Origin of the sequence: Albibacterium profundi (assembly GCF_042159835.1) — a bacterium.
Classification (GTDB): domain Bacteria; phylum Bacteroidota; class Bacteroidia; order Sphingobacteriales; family Sphingobacteriaceae; genus Albibacterium; species Albibacterium profundi.
In genome coordinates this window covers 2,172,162-2,194,375 of sequence record NZ_JBBVGT010000002.1, presented here as the reverse complement: position 1 = coordinate 2,194,375, position 22,214 = coordinate 2,172,162, and the positions used below count along the sequence as shown (strand labels likewise).

Annotated in this window: 22 protein-coding genes; 2 read left to right on the top strand and 20 right to left on the bottom strand. The window is 37.3% G+C overall.

Annotated elements, in window-relative coordinates:
* Nucleotides 1-261: 261 nt before the first annotated feature.
* The 6 genes from WKR92_RS11250 to WKR92_RS11225 form a co-directional block, all read right to left on the bottom strand.
* Nucleotides 262-1,512 (bottom strand): DGQHR domain-containing protein, encoded by a 1,251-nt coding sequence (locus WKR92_RS11250; protein WP_375557908.1) that lies wholly within the window; start codon nt 1,510-1,512, stop codon nt 262-264.
* Complete coding sequence (locus WKR92_RS11245; protein WP_375557907.1) at nt 1,509-2,030, bottom strand: hypothetical protein; 522 nt, start codon at nt 2,028-2,030, stop codon at nt 1,509-1,511. The genes WKR92_RS11250 and WKR92_RS11245 overlap by 4 nt, the downstream gene beginning before the upstream one ends.
* Nucleotides 2,031-2,044: 14 nt before the next feature.
* Nucleotides 2,045-3,151, bottom strand: coding sequence for a phosphoadenosine phosphosulfate reductase domain-containing protein (locus WKR92_RS11240; RefSeq protein WP_375557906.1), 1,107 nt, complete (start codon nt 3,149-3,151; stop codon nt 2,045-2,047).
* The gene (locus WKR92_RS11235) at nt 3,151-6,366 is read right to left on the bottom strand and encodes a hypothetical protein (protein ID WP_375557905.1); all 3,216 of its coding nucleotides are present in this window, start codon (nt 6,364-6,366) and stop codon (nt 3,151-3,153) included. Before WKR92_RS11235 ends, WKR92_RS11240 begins: the two co-directional genes overlap by 1 nt.
* Nucleotides 6,356-7,252 carry a DUF4007 family protein gene (locus WKR92_RS11230; protein ID WP_375557904.1) on the bottom strand — a complete coding sequence of 299 codons (897 nt, stop codon included), beginning with the start codon at nt 7,250-7,252 and terminating at the stop codon, nt 6,356-6,358. Before WKR92_RS11230 ends, WKR92_RS11235 begins: the two co-directional genes overlap by 11 nt.
* Nucleotides 7,253-7,372: 120 nt before the next feature.
* A complete protein-coding gene (locus WKR92_RS11225) occupies nt 7,373-7,843 on the bottom strand; it encodes a JAB domain-containing protein (RefSeq protein WP_375557903.1) in 471 nt (156 codons plus the stop codon).
* 313 nt (nt 7,844-8,156) lie between these two features.
* Here WKR92_RS11225 and WKR92_RS11220 point away from each other — a divergent pair, with 313 nt between their 5' ends.
* Nucleotides 8,157-9,167: a putative phage abortive infection protein gene (locus WKR92_RS11220; protein WP_375557902.1), complete on the top strand. Its 1,011-nt coding sequence runs from the start codon at nt 8,157-8,159 to the stop codon at nt 9,165-9,167.
* Between the two features lie 91 nt (nt 9,168-9,258).
* On the opposite strand, the gene WKR92_RS11215 is transcribed toward WKR92_RS11220, so the two are convergent.
* From WKR92_RS11215 to WKR92_RS11155, 13 genes are all read right to left on the bottom strand, one after another.
* Nucleotides 9,259-9,774 (bottom strand): hypothetical protein, encoded by a 516-nt coding sequence (locus WKR92_RS11215; protein WP_375557901.1) that lies wholly within the window; start codon nt 9,772-9,774, stop codon nt 9,259-9,261.
* A gap of 105 nt (nt 9,775-9,879) precedes the next feature.
* The gene (locus WKR92_RS11210; protein WP_375557900.1) at nt 9,880-10,785 is read right to left on the bottom strand and encodes a hypothetical protein; all 906 of its coding nucleotides are present in this window, start codon (nt 10,783-10,785) and stop codon (nt 9,880-9,882) included.
* Entirely contained in the window at nt 10,766-11,347 is a 582-nt protein-coding gene (locus tag WKR92_RS11205) for a DUF4138 domain-containing protein (protein WP_375557899.1), read from the bottom strand. The genes WKR92_RS11210 and WKR92_RS11205 overlap by 20 nt, the downstream gene beginning before the upstream one ends.
* A gap of 17 nt (nt 11,348-11,364) precedes the next feature.
* Entirely contained in the window at nt 11,365-12,516 is a 1,152-nt protein-coding gene (gene traM / locus WKR92_RS11200; RefSeq protein WP_375557898.1) for a conjugative transposon protein TraM, read from the bottom strand.
* Nucleotides 12,517-12,870: 354 nt separating this feature from the next.
* The gene (gene traK, locus WKR92_RS11195) at nt 12,871-13,377 is read right to left on the bottom strand and encodes a conjugative transposon protein TraK (RefSeq protein WP_375557897.1); all 507 of its coding nucleotides are present in this window, start codon (nt 13,375-13,377) and stop codon (nt 12,871-12,873) included.
* A gap of 11 nt (nt 13,378-13,388) precedes the next feature.
* Complete coding sequence (gene traJ / locus WKR92_RS11190) at nt 13,389-14,606, bottom strand: conjugative transposon protein TraJ (protein ID WP_375557896.1); 1,218 nt, start codon at nt 14,604-14,606, stop codon at nt 13,389-13,391.
* Nucleotides 14,607-14,609: 3 nt separating this feature from the next.
* Nucleotides 14,610-15,242 (bottom strand): TerB family tellurite resistance protein, encoded by a 633-nt coding sequence (locus WKR92_RS11185; RefSeq protein WP_375557895.1) that lies wholly within the window; start codon nt 15,240-15,242, stop codon nt 14,610-14,612.
* Nucleotides 15,239-15,874, bottom strand: a complete 636-nt coding sequence (locus WKR92_RS11180) for a hypothetical protein (protein ID WP_375557894.1) — start codon at nt 15,872-15,874, stop codon at nt 15,239-15,241. The genes WKR92_RS11185 and WKR92_RS11180 overlap by 4 nt, the downstream gene beginning before the upstream one ends.
* A gap of 1 nt (nt 15,875) precedes the next feature.
* Nucleotides 15,876-16,565: a conjugal transfer protein TraI gene (locus WKR92_RS11175; RefSeq protein ID WP_375557893.1), complete on the bottom strand. Its 690-nt coding sequence runs from the start codon at nt 16,563-16,565 to the stop codon at nt 15,876-15,878.
* Nucleotides 16,566-16,581: 16 nt separating this feature from the next.
* The gene (locus WKR92_RS11170) at nt 16,582-19,062 is read right to left on the bottom strand and encodes a TraG family conjugative transposon ATPase (protein ID WP_375557892.1); all 2,481 of its coding nucleotides are present in this window, start codon (nt 19,060-19,062) and stop codon (nt 16,582-16,584) included.
* Nucleotides 19,046-19,408 carry a DUF4133 domain-containing protein gene (locus tag WKR92_RS11165; protein WP_375557891.1) on the bottom strand — a complete coding sequence of 121 codons (363 nt, stop codon included), beginning with the start codon at nt 19,406-19,408 and terminating at the stop codon, nt 19,046-19,048. The genes WKR92_RS11170 and WKR92_RS11165 overlap by 17 nt, the downstream gene beginning before the upstream one ends.
* A gap of 2 nt (nt 19,409-19,410) precedes the next feature.
* Nucleotides 19,411-19,719, bottom strand: a complete 309-nt coding sequence (locus tag WKR92_RS11160) for a DUF4134 domain-containing protein (RefSeq protein WP_375557890.1) — start codon at nt 19,717-19,719, stop codon at nt 19,411-19,413.
* A gap of 37 nt (nt 19,720-19,756) precedes the next feature.
* Nucleotides 19,757-20,020 carry a hypothetical protein gene (locus WKR92_RS11155; RefSeq protein ID WP_375557889.1) on the bottom strand — a complete coding sequence of 88 codons (264 nt, stop codon included), beginning with the start codon at nt 20,018-20,020 and terminating at the stop codon, nt 19,757-19,759.
* A gap of 242 nt (nt 20,021-20,262) precedes the next feature.
* Between WKR92_RS11155 and WKR92_RS11150 the strand changes: the two genes are divergently transcribed.
* Nucleotides 20,263-21,171: an Abi family protein gene (locus tag WKR92_RS11150; RefSeq protein ID WP_375557888.1), complete on the top strand. Its 909-nt coding sequence runs from the start codon at nt 20,263-20,265 to the stop codon at nt 21,169-21,171.
* A 35-nt stretch (nt 21,172-21,206) separates the two neighbouring features.
* On the opposite strand, the gene WKR92_RS11145 is transcribed toward WKR92_RS11150, so the two are convergent.
* On the bottom strand, nt 21,207-22,061 hold the full coding sequence (locus tag WKR92_RS11145) for an RteC domain-containing protein (protein ID WP_375557887.1): 855 nt from the start codon (nt 22,059-22,061) through the stop codon (nt 21,207-21,209).
* Nucleotides 22,062-22,214 lie beyond the last annotated feature (153 nt).

The window sequence follows — 22,214 nt, the reverse complement described above, 5'->3', positions numbered from 1 at the left end:
CCATGGTCTGTTGCCTTTGATTCGGCAACAAAATAAGCAATGATGGAAAATGGCCCAACGATCCCCGTTTTGGCTATCGCTTTAGCTGCAAGCTTTGGAAAAATTAAACCAAAATCAATTTTGGACGGATTGGTGGAATCGTGACGATATCGAATTTCGATTAAATCAAAATCAAGACCTTATACCTAAATTTGACAAGGTACTTAAAATAACAAACATTGTTAAGTTCGTTATTTAGTAAAAGTTTTTGGCTATTGACAACTATAAAGTGACATCAAAATTTGATGCTATTTCAATATCTCTTCTAGTTTTTTTGACGGCAATACCTAAGTGCTCTAATAGCAATATTGTAGCAAAACGTTGTCGAGCTTTTTCTGTTATTATAGTACCTGTTTCATCATCCCAAAAAATCTGTTTCCAAACCTTATTACTTAAATTAAAGTCCGCTTTCGAAAAATACTCAAAAAATTCCGCTTTCTTTGAACTATCCATAGCAACTTTTAAAGTGTCAAAAAAAATATTTTGACCAATTGGCCTAAATAGTAAACTTGTCTTTTTTGATTTCCTATTTATTGGGTTGCCTTCAAAAAAATGTTTAAGTTCGGGAATATTTCCGATTATTTCCGAGATAATTCTTTTTACTCGTAACGTATCTTTTTTGATTTGTTCATCAGAGACTCGAGTCGTTGTAAATGAATTTTTGTTATGTCCATTAACTTTTCTTCCAACCACTGCCTTATCCGTTAGTAACCTTTCGACAATATCGTAAAGAACTAAAATATTAGTAAAATGGGAAGTATTTTCAGGGCTGATAGAGCGGTTTTTAATTACTAGTATCTTATCCTTTAAAATATCAAAGCCATCTACTAAGTCCCTTGTAATAATCGCGCAATTATTATCTTCACTTAAAGCTATTATTTCACTCTGACTAACTGGTTTTGCATATTTATTTAAAGTTGAAAAAAGTCTTCTTGTACGTATTTTGCCTTCTGCCGTTGTTTTATGTGCAACAAAAATTACTGCTATTTCTTCGCTTCCTAGTTTTTTATCTTGCCTTACAGCTTCTCTGATTGATATTGCCCTGTGTTGGCCATCAATAGCAAATATATCTTCAGTTCCTTCTAAGTTTAATATTCCAAATGTTCGAGATAAATATTCTAAATCAGACTCATTGAGATCTTCATATTCTTGATTTGCTTTTATGCTGACATCTTGCCATGAAGGATTACCCTCATAAATGCCTAATATTAAACTATTAAAAAAATGCTGTGGCTGTTTTTTTAAGTATTCGACAATTTTTTGAGTTCTACTTTTTTCTAAATCACGCTGTATCCAATCACCTAATTTTAATTCTGCCTTATTCTCGTAATAAGAATCAATTTCTTTTGGTAACATAACCCTACTTGCTATTTCGCTAAATTTCAAAAGAGTTACATAGTAATACCAGTCACCCATTTTACCTCTTAAGCATGGCAGAGAAATTGATTCACTTATTTTCTTTTTTAAGCTCATGAGTAAATGTGTTTGTATTCCTCTGAAATTTTCAATTCTGGTATAGATGTGTTTACGTATGGCATATACATATTTAAAAGCTTTTCTTCTATGTCTTTAACAAGATCTGCATTTAACTCCGCATAAAAAAAATATATGTGACCATAATAGTCATTTAGCATTTCCTGAACCTTTATTCTTGGTTTCTGATTTCCAATTCCAACATTGTTTTTCTCATCTACATAATTTTTATATCTTGCTCGTAATGTTGCTGATGACGCTTTACCGATATAAAAAAGATATCTTGTTTCAAATATAAAATCTACAACCGGCGGTTCTACTACAAAACAATACACTCCTTTTTTATTAGGAATTGAAGTTGCATTCCCATCTTCAAACAAAATTTTCTCCCACTTTATTTTATGTTTGATATGTTTACTCGAATCATTCCAAAATCCAGGATATAATAGAAACTTTCTAATATGTTCTTTTATTTCTTGCCTTCTTCCACGTTTGGCATTCCAAGAAATATCATGCATGTTTTAAATCAAATTTATATAAAACAACTTGCACATCCCTCTCCTTCGGCATCTTCAAGAATATCTAAAAGGTAAGGTGATTGTGCTTTTGATTTTTTTCGTTCTGTACGTTTAATGTATTCTTCTTTTATACCCTCTATTCTTTCAGGCTTAATTAAATCAGCTAGTGACTCGTCTTGTATCCAAGTATAACCATCTTTCTCGTATTCCATTGCCTGAGCAAACAAACTGGGATGCTGTTCATAAAGCCATACCCACTCTATCTTTTGCTGGTAAAAGCAGAAAAAACAGCCGGAACGACTACGAGCATACGTAGCCTTTTTGCCGTTAATCTCAAATTCGATTGGTTTATAATAAGCTGGAACACCGACTCCCGATTCCTCCAATATATTGAAAATATCATCACGAACCAATACCTCTTCATTATTAACTAACGGGAAATCAACTTCTTTGGATAGAGGATAATCAGTTGTCTGTAAGAATTGAAACACGGCATGATTATATTCTTTAATTCCTAAGTCTAAAAGATTATTTAACTTTTGTGTCTGACTGAAGTTAACAGATATTTGTTCATTTATTATTTCAAAAATCCGCTCCTTTTTCTCACCTAGATCTAATAATTCATAATACTTTAAAATGTTACCGATATTGCTATTAGAAAGAAACTTGGACGTAACATCTTCACTGAAAATATTTTTCCTGAATGGGAAAACAGATTGGATATTGGACTTTTTAGATATATATCCCTCTCTATCTTCATCTCCACGAATACCAACATAAGATATAACTAGATCATCTCCAACAAACTTCTCAAAAGGTTCTAATTTCAATTTTTTGGTACACCATCTCGACATCGAACCCGGTAAAAAACCGTTATACATTTTAACAAAATGATCGAATGGGTTTAATGTTTCGTCTGAGATCACGGGTAACCGTATGATCTCCTTTCCTAAAAAGTTTTCCAAATGTTCAATCAAATCATAAGTATCCCGAAGCTCTTTGCCAGTATCTGATGTATAATATTCAATGTCTAATTCAGGATAGTTCTGCTTCATGTATATAGCTAAAGCAGCGCTGTCCTTACCTCCAGATATTCCTAATACATGTCTGATTCTCCCCATCACAATAAATCTTTTAATACAGCCGTCAATGCAGCTAAATCAATACTTTTATCCTTTGACAATAACTCTCTTATTTTCTTTTCGAGACTTTGAACCTCTTCATTCTTACCCTTAGGCAATCGAATCACAGTATTTTTCATTCCCTCAGCAAAAGAATTGATCTTAATATCGAGAGCTATTTCTTTATTCTCATCAAATTTAGTTTTTGAAATCTTGTTTAAACTGTCCAAAGCCAAAATCATATCGGCAAATTTATCATAAAGCAAGAGTTCATCCTCGTCATTGAATTTTTCTAGCGACTTCCCTGTTAAAGATTGCGCCAATGAACTTAACCATGCTTTCTTATCCTCTATTTGAGAATCAATTCGTTGCACGAATGATTTCTGAGCATTCAATAATAAATGGCGATGTAGCCCTTTGTATCTATTTTGGAAATTTACTTTATATTCTTCGAATGAGGTTGGTTCACCCCAATATCTTTCTTGTAAAAAAGAGTCAAAGCGATTAACTAATTCATCGAAACAATTGCGAATTTCTTTAATAGAATCTTGTAATTGAGTGATGAAATTTTGCAATTCCGCCCTATCCTTTTGTATTTTAGCGACAGAGTAACCTAACGCAGTGGGAAAATCTTCAAAGAAAGACTGTTCAGGATCCTTAGAATTAGCTATCGCTTCACGAATGGCGATACTTTCTTTAGATAAGCGTTTAGTAGTTTTTGAATATTGAGGCAACGCCCTATAAAATACTAAGAAGGGCTTGATTGTTTCAATAAATGTTTGTGCATTCCCGCCGTTATTTGCCTCGACATTTAAGAACTTGCGGTAACTATTAAAGATATCCAACTTAACTCCCTCTAGAGCAAACGATTTTATCTCAAAATCCTTAGGTACCTTTGCGATAAGTTCTAATATATCTTCATTAATCGTCGGCGTATAAATATTTTCATTAAACAAGGCATATTCATCTCTTTTAATAAACAGGAAAGTTGGAACCCAAAAATCTATGAAGCCTTGTTTGAGCTTAAAAGGCTTATTACTCAGTGTGTCGATAAATTCGGAGACATTCCTTTTGGAGAGTTTGGCACTGTTTAAAAATTCCATAGAAGCTTCCCACAAATCATAGAATCCATTTTCATTATGAGGTTCAATTAAACTGGACGAATTGTCATCGCATAATTTGATACCATTATTTTCTAATAACGATAAGTATATTGTTTTTTCAGGAGGAAACTTATCTTTCGGAAAACCAAGATGAGGCACATCCCAATCATTAGCCAGCGCTCTAAAGTAATTTCGCTTTGCGGTATGGATAGAGGAAGAAATTTTATGCTTATTTACGAGTTCGTTATTAAAATATGGAGTTTTATCATATACCTTCTGACAAATTTCAGAAAGAAAAGCATTGAATTCCCTTTGCGACTTTAGCACCTTCTGTTCCCCTTTGAAAACCCAAATTACAGATGCCTTATCTCCGAAGAAACTGTTTAATATTTTATGATTTAATAAATTTCTTTGATGCAGGACAATATTTTTAAGCTCCGTAACTGCAACTTGATCATCCGAATTTTCTTCTATAACCTTTCTTGTTTTCTCAATTTCAAATAGCAGTTCTTTAATGTCCTTGGAGTTTAAATAATAACAATATAAGATTGCCTCTTCATTCTTCTCTGAAAACTTTTTGATATCAGAAAGAATATTCCTTTCATTAAAAACTAAATTAATATACCCATCAACGTCTCCTTCTGGTTTCGTAGGGATAGGCTCCGACGATATCTTGTATTCAAATAAACGAGGTGTCCCGGTTTCAAACATTGCTCGTTTAGCAAGTACAGGAAGCAACGAATAATTCTTATTAAGTAGTGTTACAACATCCGTAATATCATCAATCTTATTGCCCGCCTCATATAATGCAGTTGGAATATCTAAATCAGTTCCTTCAAAAAGAATATATCTGTTACTGTAGTTTCGGTACAGAATGACTTTCTTGAGTTCTAAATCTTCAATTAATTTATCTGCACTTTTTATTCCTAAACTTTTTTCAGCATACGTTATCAAAAAATCACGAGTTATGTACGAGCCTGTTTGAGCGTTAATTGATAACAAACCAACCGTTTTAACTAATCTTTCATAGTCTGAAAGATTTCCATCAAATAAGGATCCTATTCTTTCTATTGAAGTCCTTATTCCTTTCCATGCACCAAAATCCGGGTTGTATCTTGAATTAAGAAAAGAAAAATAATTATAGGTCAGAAAATCATATACTTCTGCTATCGAATAAAAATTATCATTCAATATACTATGTTGATATAAACCTGTGTGATCTGTTGATTCTAAAAAGGAAAACAATGAACGTTCATTCTGTCCATATTTCTGTAGTGACAAAGTTAATATATATGCAGAAACAGCATCTAACGGGTATAATCTTCTAGCTATTCTTTTAATGTAATCTTCATTTACTTTAAAAGCCTTTGATCTAGTTAAGAGGTTGACTAACTCATCTATAGTCCTCTCATTTCTTTTAGTTGACTCCTTTTCTTCTATATATTCCGAAGCAAGCATCAGTAATTGCTCGACCGGCTCATTAAAGGTGATTTCCTTAAAGCGTCCTTTAACTTTGGCCCACTCCTGTCTTTGTGAGGACTCTAGATGTATAGCGTACGCGTCGAAATTCTGATGTACGGTTGTTAATAAAACAATATTATTGTCTGAGTTATTGACAAACTCTGCTAATTGCTGAATAAAATATAGCTCTTTCTCTGGTTCGTTATGAGAAGCATATTCTAAAAACTTCCCGAACTCGTCTACAACAATAAAAAGAAGAGGATTTTTTTCACCTAACTCATAATAATGATTATAAATTTCAGAGAAAATATTTTCGGTAATGTTTCTATTACTTTTGATTTCAAAAAAATCAGCGAATGACTCCTTTAAAGATTTGTAATCACCGATTATTTTAATAAACTCGACTTTCGGATTGGTTAGCATATTCAAACCGAAATACGATTTATTTTCTTTCAGTGTTTGCTCAAATGCCCATAAAAAAGAACTTTTACCCGTTCCATAGGACCCAATTATATTAAATGACCTTATGCCCGTCTTAAAATCACTACTTATCTGATTGCTTATTCGAATGGCATTGGGGGTAGGAATATATTTTAATTCCCGACCCGTATCACGAATGATATTAGTCGATACATTGAACTTATTTGCCATAGTAATTATTTAACACGTCAAATTTATCCGGTTTCGATGTAAATTGTAGCTCCTTAACACCTGCGTGATCACTCAAAGTAATACCGTACTTCCGATATTCCGAGTTATCTGCCAAAGATTCCAATTTTTCCATTAACGCATTTTTCGTTATCGCAAAAACAGACCCTGCTTGATTTTTGTCTTGAAACAAGGTATTCAAGCTGATCGAATTTTGAAAATTATCATCATTCAGAATTGTATATAAAACAATCTCCTCCGGCAAACTATTACGATCTTCATTAGGTATAGAATATAAAGAGTTTGCCTTTTTCTCCTCCTGTATAAGATTTAAGTCCGTCAATAATCCAGAAAATGTATCTTCCTTATCTTTCACTTGCCCTGTTGTCCTAATATACATTTTGATCAACACATCGAAGTCCGTAGCAGCAGTTTTCTTATTAAATTGGGTAAAGCCGATTTCACTCGCTTTTCTTTCTACAAACAACAAGAAATTATCTTTTGTAAACTCTACTTTTTCTTTACGCAAATCATTAAAGACCAAGCCATATATAGACGCAAGTCCCTGATCTATTAAATGATAATGGAGCAGCCACAATGTTGCTTCATCTTCTAGATAAGGATCCTTCCCTTCCGGAGAAAAAATATAATTAGCAATCTCGGTAGTATTCCCATTCTTGTCGACCAACCCAAATGCTTTCATCCAAAAATAGATTGCGGACACCATATTCTTTCCTACACCTAATAAAACGACCGACTCACTATCCGTGAATTTATAACCCGCCTTCACAAAATCGTAACCTTTCTTTAGCCATAGTTGTCTACAATGAAAAGTGTCGTGGCCAGAGAAGGTAAATTTGGTTAATGAACTAGTCAATATCTCAGACATTATGTATCTTGATTCTTTTCTACAAAGTAACAAAATATAACTATAATAGAATTGGATTTTGTAAAATTTACCTTTTATCTACAATTCATGACCCTATTGTCTTGCTGATGAAGGGATGCTTCACATCATCCCTTCATCAGCAAATGAGAAATAACTGTCTTTAGTAACGATAACATGATCTAACACCCGTATATCCAAATAATTTCCAGCTGTTACTATTTTCTTCGTTAGCTCAACATCCTGTGGACTGGGTTTTAGATTTCCAGAGGGATGGTTGTGACTAAGCACGATTGAACTGGCGCATGCTTTCAAGGCTACTGCAAAAATCAATTTCGGATCAGCGACGGTTCCTGCAATTCCACCTGATGATACCTGAAATATTCCGATTACTTTATTGGCTCTATTCAGTAATATAATTTTGAACTGCTCAAGCATTTGGATTTTACCCAAATCCCAATTGTTATAAAGAACATCGAATGCATCCTTAGAACTTGATATTTGCGGTCGCTCACTTGCTTTAAATTTTGGTTGATAAGTTAAATTGATTTCGGATACCTGATGCAATGAGATTTGATTTTTTGAAATAGCCATAATCTTGAGATTTAAGAGTTAAAAATTAATTATGACATTTTCACAGTCTCAACTTTGCACTAAAGGCAATATGGAGATTTTAAAAATGCGGAGGCTCCCTAAAGGGATACCCATTTTTCAAATACGATATTGGTGACAGCGAATCTATGTGCAAAGTTGAAGGCTAACTTTATGGCAATAGTTAATACATCACTCAAAATGTACCTGATTATTAGAATCGTCACTCAATTCCTGTTGCTAATAAATCGAATAATCCCTAGATTTCATCTTTGAATACTTTCAAAATGTACATCTATTAATAAACCACTTCTTTATGAAAAGAAATCGTACTCATTTAATAAAAGCTTTTATATCTATTGGAGTAATTTTTTCACTTGGTACGCTGGTACTATATTTGACGAAAACGACAAGATTAACTAAAGACCTCCCAATTGATACGGATGTTTTCGCAAGCTATGGAACATTCGTGGGAGGAATACTGGGTGCAGTGTTTTCGTTAGCAGGGGTAATTATGCTGATAAAAACTCTAGAATCACAGGAAGATTCAATCGAAAAGCAACAACGTAATTTTGATAAGCAACTATTTGAGACAAAATTCTTCAACCTTCTGAATATTCACAGAGAAAATAGACTTCAAATAAACATAAAAGACAGACAAGGTGGAAAGATATTCCTGTCAATGCATCGCGAGTTTGGCTTCTGTAAAGAAGCAATAGAAACAGTTAGTACGGTTACAATTGGCCCTGAGTTCAAATTATCTAAATTAGATATTATAAACATTTCTTATTTATGTTTTTTCTACGGCGCAGTTGGAGAGTCGTCAGTTCAAATTCTGAAAGAAAGGTTACAGAAACACGAACCCTATTTGAAAACGATATTTGATACATTCAAGACCTGCCAAAAAAATATTATTAAAGAAAATGGGTTCGATTATAAACCGTTTGAAGGCCACCAATCACGTCTAAGTCATTATTTTAGACATCTATTTCAGACGATTAGATTCGTGGATAGTCAATCCGAGAACTTATTTACCTACCAAGAAAAATATGACTATATCAAAATATTGAGAGCTCAATTATCCAACCAAGAACAAGCGTTTCTCTTTTATAACTCACTTTCTGACTTAGGAGGACCTTGGGAGAAATCAAACACGCTAGAGGCGCATCAAGGACTTATTACCAAATATAACCTAATTTCTAATATACCAACTGGATTTACATATGGCATTAATGTAAAAGAATTCTATCCCAACGTTAAATATGATGGTGATAAAATCTCTGAAGCACGAAAACAACTTATCGAACTTTATGAAACACACAATTGAAGCTATTCGAGCATACAAATATGGATCTTCAAACTAACTAATATTCTTATTCTTTTGATTCGATATAATGGAGGCGATACATTGGTTCACTTCACCTACTCCCCCACCCCTCATCACTCAACACAAAATTAGCCGTCCGCACATTCTCTTCTTCCAGATCCACACGAGTCAACCCTGCAAATGGCGTTTCATTTTCGAATGACGTCCGATATTCCACGATGGCGCTTTTTCCGTCATCCGCAGTCTGAATGTTCACGATCTCCACTATTTCTTCATCAGCTATCTTAACCTGTTGTATTTTCGGATCATTCCCTTCAGACTCTACAAGGTACGGCTGTGCCTTTTCGGTAAACGTTATCAGTGGTCCCCCTACCTCGGAAAGCTTTTGAGAAGTTTGAATCGACACCAAACCCTCTTCTTCCAGATCTAAATCCAATAACCTTTTCGCATCCTCTGGGTCGCCAATATAAATATCTTCTATTAATGGCTTGGGATATGAATCCTGCTCCTGAAGCAACGTCATGGCCGTTTCTTTGCTAAGCTTTTCTGAAGAGTCACAAGAAACAAAAAATAGGGATAATAGACAAAGGGTAAAAACAACTTTCATAATTATGGTTTATGGATTCTCCTTTATATTTAACGTGCTTTTCCGGAAAGTGATATAACAAACTGCATAAAAAAGGAGAGCACGAAAGCTCTCCTCAAATTAAACTCATACCTTTTTACCGCGAGATTTCTTCGGCTTAGCTTTTCCTTCATCCGCTTCGGCCTTTTGGGTCTTTTTATTTTTAGGCGTTTGACCCGTATCCTTTCCATGATGACTATCCTGCTTCTGTAAGCTTTCACGTTTGACTACCTGACGCTTCTGATCATAAATATTCAGGTTTTTGTATTGAGGAACGGCTTCAATAAAATATTTGGATTCTTTACCATTTTGACTCATCGTAACCTGTTGCGCATTCCCTTTTTGAAGTGAATTGATGAGCGCTTTCATCTGGTCATCGCTACCGAGTTCTTTGATCGGATACATTCCTAGGGTTTTGTTCAGGTCATACCCATATTGATCGCTGAACTGCTTAATCTTAAAATTACCGAACTGATCGGTGTTCTCAAAATCCAATTTCAGCCATGCATTGTATTTCTCACCGTCCCTATTCACCAAATTTTTATAAACGGATCGTCCTTCCAGTAAATTGAACGCCTCCTTGGCTGTGACACCATTTCCCTTATTCACGAAGAAAGTATGATCACGACTGAATCCTGCTTCCGAGTTCAGCAGCTTTGCGTCATAACGGTTAAAAAAGTACATACCGGTCGTATCTGATTTTTTGAAATGGAGCTGGTAATCCATTTTATTATTATAATGAGGGATTTCAATTTCTAATTGAAATTCTTTTTGTTGATCTGCGATATTCTTTTTTAACTCCTCTCTTAATTTGTCACCGAAACCGAAATACTTTAAATTGGTTTCTAAAAATTCTAGGTTTTGTGTGTTCATATATTTGATTATTAATAGTTTCTGATATACTTCATGTACATTGATCTTCAGGATATTTCGCTCTTTCAGACCATAATCCTTGGGTAAACTGTCTATTAGCTCATTTGACTGATCTTGCATTTTCGATATCGGACCTTTTGATTTTTAGATACAGATGTCTCCCTCCTTTCTTTTCGTAGATTTCAATGAAAAGCGCTTGGTCTTTTGCAATGGCAAACTTTTCCAGTGCGAAGACAAACTGTCCTCTTGTATTCCCCTCAATCGTTCTGTCGAATACACCGTAAGAAGACACCGGGGTTAATTTTCTTTCTTGGGTCACTGTTCGTTTTGCAACGTTCAGATCACGGATGAAAAAACGGATGAAGTCAATATCAAAATTGATGTTCGACTGATTAATCAACCTTACTTTATAAAAAAGCGTATTATCGGAAACAGTAATATCACCTACTTTCGCCTTGACCTTTCCGTTCTTGTCTTTACTGATTCGATGAAACATCGGATTGCGAAAAACCATCTTGGCTATCTCGTCTATATCTTCTTTGGTAATCCCTTTTGAAATAAAAGCTGAATCCGAAGTATGTCTGAGCTCTAATGACCAAGGGTTAAAGCAAGCGGGCGTCCTTGCAAACACGTCACCAAACAATCCCAAAAACACTGGAATCAAATAGATTATAATTTTCATATTGTAGTAGATTAATTTTAAAGATTATTGTCGCGCAATAAAAGTTCATAGCCAGCTTTTACTTTTACCCGTATCTGCTTTACCTTTTTACCAAATAGCCCTTTCGCAGCCTGAACACCGGCATTTGCCGCTTGGTCAGATAGCGAATTGTCCATGGTTAAAAGCTGAACGCTTTGCATTGCATCGTTGACTCCCGTTTTCGTAGCGTCCCGAGTAATCGCACCCGGAATGTACAGACCCTCCAAACCGTCGAGATCATAGGCAGATAAGGATACCGTCAGAATTGAATTTTTATAGCGGAGTGAAGGAATATCAATATTCAACCGTTCATCACGAATTGAAGCAACCCCGTAAATGAAGTCATTCTTCGGAATCAATACATCGTTGACAACGATCGCATCAAGTAACCTGAGCTTAATCACAGAACCTGAGACAATATCAGCAGTTTCATGAATTACGGCATGAATTGTATTTCCAGCACGGTGATCGTTCATGTTAGACTGGTACGCATCGATATCCGTGGAATCAGCAACACGAACCTGAGGCATTTGTTTAGCATCGGCATTGTGAAACGCCTGCTGCTCTGTCTGCTCAGCTGAGACGCCCGGATTTTGTATTTTCAAGATTTTGTCCAAGATCACGTTCAATTGTGCCATTTCTTTATCCTCGCCCTCCGTATCCTGAAAACTCATCATCAGGTTCTCAAGGCGTTCAACATCGGCACCCATATCCCCAGCCGACGCATTTTTAGTAATTGATGCACCAGCGGAAGAAACATCAGTTTCATCTACAGCCTGTCGATCCAATTCTTCGTTGATCGCCTGAAGCTTTTTATTGATCAGTATTTCGTTGGGGTCTTCTTCTTGTCCAGAGTCTCGAAAGGCTAGAGAATTAAATACATCCTCCTTCTTTGCTTTCAACTGTTCTTCTTTCTTCCTTTCTAATGCCTCGTATAGACTGAACTTGTCTTTGTCCTCCTGTCCGTTGAATTTCGCTTCTGGCAATTCGGTACTCAATGATGAACGGTCTTTATGATTCGAAAAATCTCCCGTACCTGTCCCTCCTCCCATTGCCCAAAAACCCATCGTGACAAAAGGAATCACGAGCAAAGGGAGTACTAATAGAAACCTGCGTCTGCGTTTGGTTTCTTCTGATTGTTGTGTTTTCATAAAATAAATTTTAAAGGATTAAAAAATTGATTGAAAAATGAGCATCAAGCTCACCGCACTAAAAAAAAGACTCACCAACAGAAGCAACAGTTGCTTCTGGAACCTCGAATAATGAGCGGTCTTTTTGTTCAAGTAAGAAGCAGCTCGTATCTGTATATTTAAGATTCGCGTCGCTATCCGTTTTGCTGTCTGATCGTGCTCTGCGCTTGTCTCACCGCTGCTGTGTTTTTTCCTGAAAAGCATGTTAATTCGGTTCTAGAGAGTGATCACTGTTATCTATTATTCGCCACTGTTCGATTAAAAAACCATGTGGGTTATTGTCTGATCTGCTCACGCTTCTCAGGAAACCTTCCGTTACCAGAACCCGGTTTTTTGCGATGTTGATCTCGTCAATTCTTGTGTAGCATAGCATCGAAACATGTATGGGTATTGATCGATATCAAGCATGATACTATCAATCTTTATACTTTGACTAATATTGGCCGCGATCAAATCCGCATAATATCCTTTCTCTTTTAGATTGTCGTATTGTGATTTTGCTGATCCATCTGCGAGATAAAGTGCATTTCGAATATTGGTTTCAATGACCTGATCATCAGGGTCGAGCGAAAAGAAGTACTGGTGAAAAGTCTCTACATGGTCGCGAGCTTCTACCTGTATGTTGTCTTTTCGACTCGCAGCAAAGGCTTCCATCACCTTCCCGTTTGCAAGTATGTAAATCCGATCCTGCGCTGTCTGTATCGCTTCATAGCTCTTGGTCAGAGCAAAAGCCGAAATACATAGACAGACAATAATGACCACAATGGTAAATGCTTTCACATGTTTGAAAGCTGTGTCTATATTCTTGAGTTGTTGAAACATAGGTTTAATGTTTAATTGTTTTTCCCTGAAATCCGATCTTCTTGGAATTTTGATTGCAAAGATTCGTTACTATCGAAATAGCCTGATGACTGACCGAAGGACGCCATACCCTGTTGCATGCTGCCTTTTTGGTTTCCGAGCGCATCGGCCATCATGCCCCCGGCTGCGCTCCCCGTGGACATGATCGTATTCGATGAACTTATGATAACCGAGTTTACTTTATGAAGCAGTCCATTCCCACCACCTGCGTGAACGACATAATTGGCAATATTCGGCACCGTGAAATATCCAGCAATACCGATAACCATAAAGATCAGGTAAGCAGTATCGGTAGAACTGAAAAATGTGTCACCAGCCCCCTCTACCTGTGAGATGTCCAACTTCAACATGTTCTCCTGAATCTTACCCAAGATTGAACTGAAAATATTGGCTATGGGTAGCCAAAGAAACACATTGATGTACCTGGCCAACCACACGGTCAATGTATGTTGGAACCCATCAAAGACTGCAAAGCCAAATACGAGTGGACCCAGTATCGCCAAGACGATCAGGTAAAAAGTCCGTATGGTATTGATACAGAGAGCAGCAGCTTGGTACAAAACCTGTAGCACTTCGCTCATCCATTGTTTGATCGAGTTTCGAAAGTTGTAAGATTGCTTATCCATCCAGAACTTCATGTCATTGCTGATGCTCTCAAAGAGGTTTTCTCCGTCACCAAGTGCTTCTTCCGGATGGGTATATTTATACCACTTGTCTCGGTCGCCCGATCCGGTTTCGCCAACATACATATCCCAGGATCTTGTGTTTTTAACAGCTTCCTCTTTCCGTTCCAACAAGACCGATATGGCTTTATTCGAATCGCTCACCATTCCCGAGGTCGCATCCACGACCGGCTGGAGCACACCGTTCATTACAGATATCACCGAAGGGAAAAGCAGGATCGCCAATCCTAAAGCAAACGGACGCAACAAAGGGTAAAAATCTAAGGGTTCGGCAGATGCTATCTGTCGCCAGACCCTCGAAGCGATGTACCACAACGCGGCAAAACCTGCGATCCCTCTAGCCACACCAATCAACTTACTGGCAAGCGGCAACATGTCATTGTATACCTGATTCAGGACGCCTTGCAGTCCGGAAATTTCACCAGCCAAACCTTGTGCGAACAGATTAAAAGGCAATAGCAATCCAATGACCATCAGACTGATGATCATAATCTTTGAATTATTCATAATTTATTGTTTTGGGTTCAATTCAAACAATCGTCGCGAAGATTCGACATCACGAGATTCTCTGCTTCGCTGAATCGCCAGAATCATCGTATTGCGATTGAAGGATCGAAGAAACTGGAACTTATCCTGGGTTTCTGCAAATATCCGATCGATGGCTTTCAGCCGTTCGGCATCCGTCATGCTTAATTTGGAAGAAGTAATAACATTCGCCAATGCATCTAAACTTTTCAGGCTTCTTTTAAACAAGCCGGAATAAACCTTCCCCATATAATCGAGCTCTTCGACAGAAAATGATCCACTAGACTTAAACCGTCGAAATGCACTTCGATATTCTTGTACGATACTTTTTTGATACCGTATGATATCTGCTACCCGCCGGTGATTTTTAACAACCGGGCTTACAGACGATAGACCATTTATAAATGCATCGTGAATATTAAAGTTTCCTTCTGATATGTTTTTGATAGCCGTATAGCCTTTGCTGACAACTTCATATCCTTTTTTCATATCAGAAAGAATGTTCTTCAACTGCCTGAGTTTTTCATAATTCAGCAGTAATTGTTGGACTTCTGCCGTTTGGGCATTTGCAGTGGTAGCAAGCCCGGTCAGTATCAACATAATATAGATTCCTTTCATCTTCGATTCTTTAAATTTTCATAAACATTCCTCAGAACGTGGATATCTCGCTTTTCCTGATCTTCATTCATTCTCAGCGTCTTGACCTTACGAATAAAGGATCGAGAAAACTGAAATCTCTCTTCCATTCTCTGATGAATCTCCAGGATTCTTTCCAAACGCTCTGAATCACGCATCTCCAACTTCCCCTCAGAAATAACCAGAAGCAATTGGTCAAGATCGGACCTGCAGCTTTCCAAAACTTGATCACGGACCTCTTTAACATAAGCCTGGTCTTTCTCCCTCATCATTTCGGATGTCAATGACTTGAAAGCGACTTGAATCGCAATTTCCCAATAAACGATTTTTTTGATTTCAGACATATTTGAAATTTTAGGGTTAACTAATGATAAAGAAGTAAAGAAAACGTCATGAAGATGGAACTCGCCATTCCTGAAATCTTTAATCAAATTGATACCTCTGCTAGCAATATGGTAACCGTCCTTTGCGTATCCCGCATATAACTTCATGGCCGCCAACTGCTCAAGGAGGTATTCCTTCTGCGTTGATTTCTGCTTAAAGAATTCGTTCCATGTCTGTGCTTGGCCCTGGTAAAACAAAATCATCAAAGCGATACTTGCAATCCATCTCATATCAATCCACTTCAATACCATACAGTTCCTGAACTTGCTTTACTTCCGTCAAGCTTTTTGACCGCTGCAGACTCATCAGAATATTATTCGAATTGAACTGACGGAGATCCGTAAAGTTCGTTTCGATCCGATCTGCAGCAGCGTTAATAAGCTCCAATCGTTTAGCATCGCTCATTTGTGTCTTGAAGGAGTTTACAACCAGCAATATTTGATCTAGGTTCTTAGCACTGTCCTTTAAAATACCAGTATAGACACTTTTCATGTAGTCCAAGTCGCTGCTGGTGAAATTTTTGTCTTGACTGGCCAAGTCCCAAGCTTTCTTATATTCCTCAACAAGCATCACCTGCTTTCTTGTGATGTCCTTTATTCGTTGATAGTAAGTGATTGCAGCCTTCACCTTCCACAAATCCGTATAATATTTACTGTAAAGCTCCTTTTGCTTTTCCGTCCACTTTGCTATCTCACCTAGTTTGACCTTAGATAATTGGTTTTCCATTACTTTTTGCGCGTTCTGCAACCAGATGGTCTCATTCTGCATTCGCTGAATTTTTAAATCCACGGCTTTGATCACTTTTTTAACCCCTGCTTTGATTACCTCCATGATCGCCAGTTGTGCATTTGCTTTTTGTGATGGCAAGGAAACCATCAGCACGATCATACTCGCAGGCATATAAATCATTAATTTCTTCATATTGAATATTTATTTACTATTCGTTTTTCAGTTCATTTGCTAAGACAGCTATTCCCTTTTCCATACTCCCATATTTTTCGGCATACTGTTGAACCTTTATCTTCTCACTTTCTTCCGTTGTATAGGCTAAGTATTCCTCCGGGCTGACTTCCGTTCTGTAGACCTTACTCAATTGTCCTCCGAGGCTGATAAACACCTCTTTGTACCGACGTTTTGGATCATTCGATTTATTGACAGAAAGAACCTGTACTTTTTCCTTTTCGGTTAAGCCCAACAACTCTTGTATCATGTCGAATTTGTTTTGGTACTTACTCTGATCCAACAGGATTTTACAATCGGAATTATTGATAATGGTCTCTTTGACAATTGGGGAACTGATGACATCTTCTACCTCTTGTGTAACGATAATCGCCTCACCAAAGAATTTACGAACCGTTTTAAAAAGGTATTTGATATATTCGGCCATCCCGTCTTTAGCGATCGCTTTCCACGCTTCCTCAATTAGGATCATCTTACGAACCCCTTTCAGTTTCCGCATTTTACTGATAAACGTTTCCATAATAATCAGCGTCACAACGGGAAAAAGTATCGGATGATCTTTGATATTATCCAATTCGAATACGATAAACCGCTCATTCAATAATTCAAGATTCTCTGTTGCATTGAGCAGATAGCCAAACTCACCATCCTTATAGAATGGTCTCAAAACATAGAGCAGATTGTCCAGATCAAAATGTCTTTCCTTTACATTATCGGTTTTAAGCTGCTCGGCAAAATCTGACCTGAGATAATCGTAGAAAGTATTAAAGCAAGGATACAGATCGGGTTCCCTATCCAACTTTTCATAGTAGCCTTGCAGCGCATTGGATAGAGCCACATATTCTGGCCTTTCCAGCACCTCATCCTCTTTTTTCCACAATGCAAGAATCAGGCTCTTCAGACTTTCCTTTTTTTCTGTATCCAACGTATCGCCGGGACTGATGTAAAAGGGATTGAAACGGATAGGGTTCCTTTCATCATAGGTAAAGTAATAACCTCCAACAAGATCGCATAAGCCTTTATAGCTGTGTCCCACGTCCACCAATAAAACGTGCGCACCCTGCTCATAATAGCTTCGTAACATGTGGTTGGTAAAGAAAGACTTTCCTGACCCAGAGGGACCCAAAATAAACTTATTCCGGTTGGTGCAAATCCCCTTCTTCATGGGTTCATCTGAAATATCGACGTGCACTGGTCTACCAGTCAACCGGTCACCCAATCTGATACCTATCGGACTGATCGATGTCCTATAGCCTGTCTCCATATTCAGAAAACAGCATGCTTGTTCGAGGAACGTATCAAAGGTATCGTTCATTGGAAACTCCGCTGCATTGCCCGGTATACCTGCCCACCAAATCTGAGGGGCACCATCCGTTTCCTGTTTCGGAGTCGCGTCCATCTGTGCCAGAGCGGATGAAATCATCGTCTTTAATGGCTTTCTATCCGCAGGGTTGTCACTCCAAGCCAAAACATTGAAATGCGACTTGACCGGTAAGCGTTGCCGACTGACCGCTTCGTTCAGAAAATCCTGAGTGGCGTCTCGGCCAACTACGTTCTCTCTTGAATAGGCGGATAGGGACTGTAACCTCAACCGTTTCGATTCCAACCTTTTTAAGGTTTTAGACTGATCATCGATAAAAATGTATTGATTAAAAATGTGGTTGCAGTTGAGCAGTTGCCCCAATGGTGACACGAAACCAACACTGCACTTTGTTCGGTCAGTACTGTATCTGTCATAATTGATTCGTGAGCCACAGATCGAAGGCAGATTCTCAACATCAGCGAGACTGAACAATTGACAACGTTTGTCGCCGACTCGAATCTCTCCCTTTAAATGAATATCTGTTATCGAAGATTGCTCGTCTTCATTTTTGAGAAAACAATATCGTTCCAATAGCCCATTTTTCTTTTCACTTCCTACCAACTGATTCGTGGTTAATTGATTGATCTTGATGACACCGCTATCCAGCAATATTCTTTGAAATTGATTTGCTTTATCGATGAAATCATTAACCAAATCTGGTTTCAGGATTTCTGTAGGAACTACGGATCGTCGAAACAGACTAGAAATAGCCGATGTTGCCTGACGCCTACCCTTTGCTTTTTTAGTAAGAAACACATAGCATTTATGGTTTAGAAAAGGTCGTTCATTGAAGAATCGTTCACTGCTTCTAGAAAGGAAACTCATGGAACCATTAACCGATATCTGATCGAAAACCGGCTTATACGAATCTTTAACGAACCAATCCTGCTTATGAAAGCAACTGTATTTGGGTAGGACACGAATAGCTTTCACCCATGCCTGATTCATTGCTTCATATTCATTGTTAGAAAGTGAAAATATCTCTGGAAGTTCAATTTCATATGCAATAGTAATATCACCAGCGACTGAGATCAACATATCAGTTTCAGTCTTATAAATGGGCATTATTTTCTCCATATCAATCGGTCTCGCCATCGTCCCTCCTTTCTTCAATTTCTTTCAGATTAGCATTCCGATAAGGGAAAAACCGTCGCGATCGGAACCGCACATATTCAGGTATGTTTTTTCTTGCCATCCTCTTCAGCAATCCATATTCGCCATATTGAAGACTTAACCGAAATACTGTTGTGAACAAACCTGTCCCTAGCCCGCCTATTGTAAGAATGCAGATATATAAGTTGACCCCCATAATGTACAGAATGGCAAAAAGTATCATTAGCACAACGAGTCCGATCCCTAAATAAGCAATGTACTGAGCCTTGAAACCTTTAAATTCGATCGGTTTATTAATTCCTTTGTTTATTTTATATATGCTCGCCATACCTACACACCAAAGAATGACTGTAAAACCGTTGCCACGATAACCAGAAATACACAGCTTCCAAACCAAGCGGCAGCAACCTTACCGGTATCATGATCCCCGCTGTTCCATTTTTGGAACACCTTAACCGCTCCAATCAACCCGGTTACTGCACCAATCGCATACATCAGATCGGTGCCTGTAGAGAAATACCCCTTAACTTTATTGGCGGCTTCGCTTATCCCAGCATTTCCGTCCTGTGCGAACAAAAAACCGGCAGTAAATACTAAAAGAATTGTTGTAATAATTGTGAATACTTTTTTATTAGTCATTTTGAATGAATTTAGACTTGTTTTCATAATGATCAGATTAGTTGTTCTCTTTGGTTGGCTCTAGTGATGGGAATTCGAGTTCATCGGAATTTAGGCTATTCCCATCTTGGTCTGATGCCACCTCTCCCATTACTTCCTTGCTATAGGAAGACTGGTCTCCTTTTGGTTTTCCATTTTTTAGCCGCTGGAAAATGGAGAATAATTCAATCCGATAATAAAGTAGAATAACGACAGAGTAGTAACCAGCGATGAGGATCGCCAAGGCTTGCAGATACTGCAGCCACGAAATTGTTGTTAACATAACCTTCAGTTTACTGAACAGCTCCATTGCTGAACTGAAGGCAAATGTGGAAATTGTGCAGATTAGTACTTCACACCTCTCCCATGAGGTAGGTATTAATTAAATTACTTTGATCTTTATTGACAATAATCTTCATCTACTTTCATTTATCAATTAAAATTCATACATTTGTACTAACAATCCCCTGCAAGCCTCTGATTCAAGCGCAACTTGTGGGGCTTTTTTTTGTCAAAAATTTTCCCGTGCGATATAATAAGCCTGTATTAACAATAGACGAACAAATTGATTTACTTCGAGCTAGAGGTCTCAAAATTAAAGATAGTGATCGAGCAAAAAAATATTTAACTACTGTCGGCTATTTTCGATTGACGGGATACATGTTTCATCTTCAAGCTAACGACGGTAGTCATGCCTTTCTGAGAGATACAGAGTTTGACGAGATAATTACTCTTTATCAATTTGACAAGTCCTTACGAAATTTATTATCGGAATATATTGAGCGTATTGAGGTAGCGATGCGATCATTACTTTCTAACGAATTTTCCTATAAATATGGATTCTTTTGGTATGCAGATCATAATCTATATGCTGATAAAAATGTGCATGAGATAATCATAAAACATATAGGAGAAAGCTTTTCAAAAGCATCTGAATTGTATTTAAGGAGCTTTCAACGGAAATATACATCCGAATCTTACCCGCCATCCAACATGGCTATGGAAATTCTCACTTTCGGGAAAATAGCTAGGCTTTATGCTGGTTTGAACAATGACACTGAAAAACAAAATATCGCGATGTCTTTTGTACTGCCGAGTCACATTCTATCTTCGTGGATCACTTATATTGCTAATGTGCGAAATATTTGTGCACATCATTCCAGATTGTGGAATAAAAAAGTAACAGTTGACAGATTTAAAATTCCTGCGAGAGAAAAATATAAATTTCAAGGCTCCATTCCTGACGATTTTAACACAACGGTTTATGGCATTATATCAATAATAAACAGACTTTTAAGTTCCATAAACCCGGGAAATACTTTTATCTCAAAGATAGAAACTCTAATAAATTCGTTTCCTGAGATTGATGTAATCGATATGGGTTTCCCCGACGACTGGGAAAATAATGCCACTTGGAAATATCCTGATGGATAACGTTCAAATATCTTATATCGTAATAGAAATACTCACTAAAACCTTATCCTCTTCAACTCCGGTTTCTTCAACTCATTCTTACTGTCCATCTTTCTAATCAGAGATGCCTTTAACTTATCCAAAAAAACAGTACGCTCCTTTTTCCGATTCGAGATGTCAGTGAACTTGTGATAATAGTATTTCAGATCAACCTGGACGATATTCTGAAAATAGGAAATCACACTCTTGATCTGAATGTCGCCATTGTTGAATGATCCGCTCTCTACCAATGCATACAAAAGCTCCACAAGGTCGGACTGGTTACCTGTCCACTTGATCGGCACATCGGTCTTCAGCGTTGAATCCTGGTTAATGACTTTACTTTTTAAAACCAGAAACTCCTGAAATTGCTCATTCGCTATCAGCTTGGATATCTTATAGTCGTGACTCGTTGAAAAGCTCTCATCACCATGAAAATCATCCAATTCTGCAAAAGCATCAAAATTCTCCCGTGTGAAATAACAACGATCAAGGTGCGTGGAACCAGATCGGTAGTATTGGTAAAAAGCTTGGTTTTGTTCGAAAAAGTTGTTTAAATCCGCAAGTTGCGTTCTTATAAAATCGTTAAGAATCGCTTCGGTACCAACCGGTTTTTTGATTTCATAGTTGTAGATATTAACGTAATAAATATACTTACTGTAAAATCTGGGTTTGATGCATTTAAAGAATTCGATCTCCTCTTCCATCGTTCCAAAGAAATACCCATTCAGGTATTTCTTTAAAATCGCCATCGCTTTTTTACTAAGAGCAATCGCTTCTTTTAATCGTTGACACTCGGCGGTTGCTTTTAGTGAAACGGCATATAATTCTGTTTCAAGCGCATAATACAAACGGTCAGAAAATTGTTTCATAGGGACATCATAAATTAAAGCTTCAGGAAAATTTGATGAAGCCAGTGTTATAGAATATGAAACCCAAAACTGGCGAAAATGCAATCAGTTGTAAATACTTTTTAAGGAGTATTCACATACCTAAAAAGTAGTATTTGTAGTTAAAAAGACGCA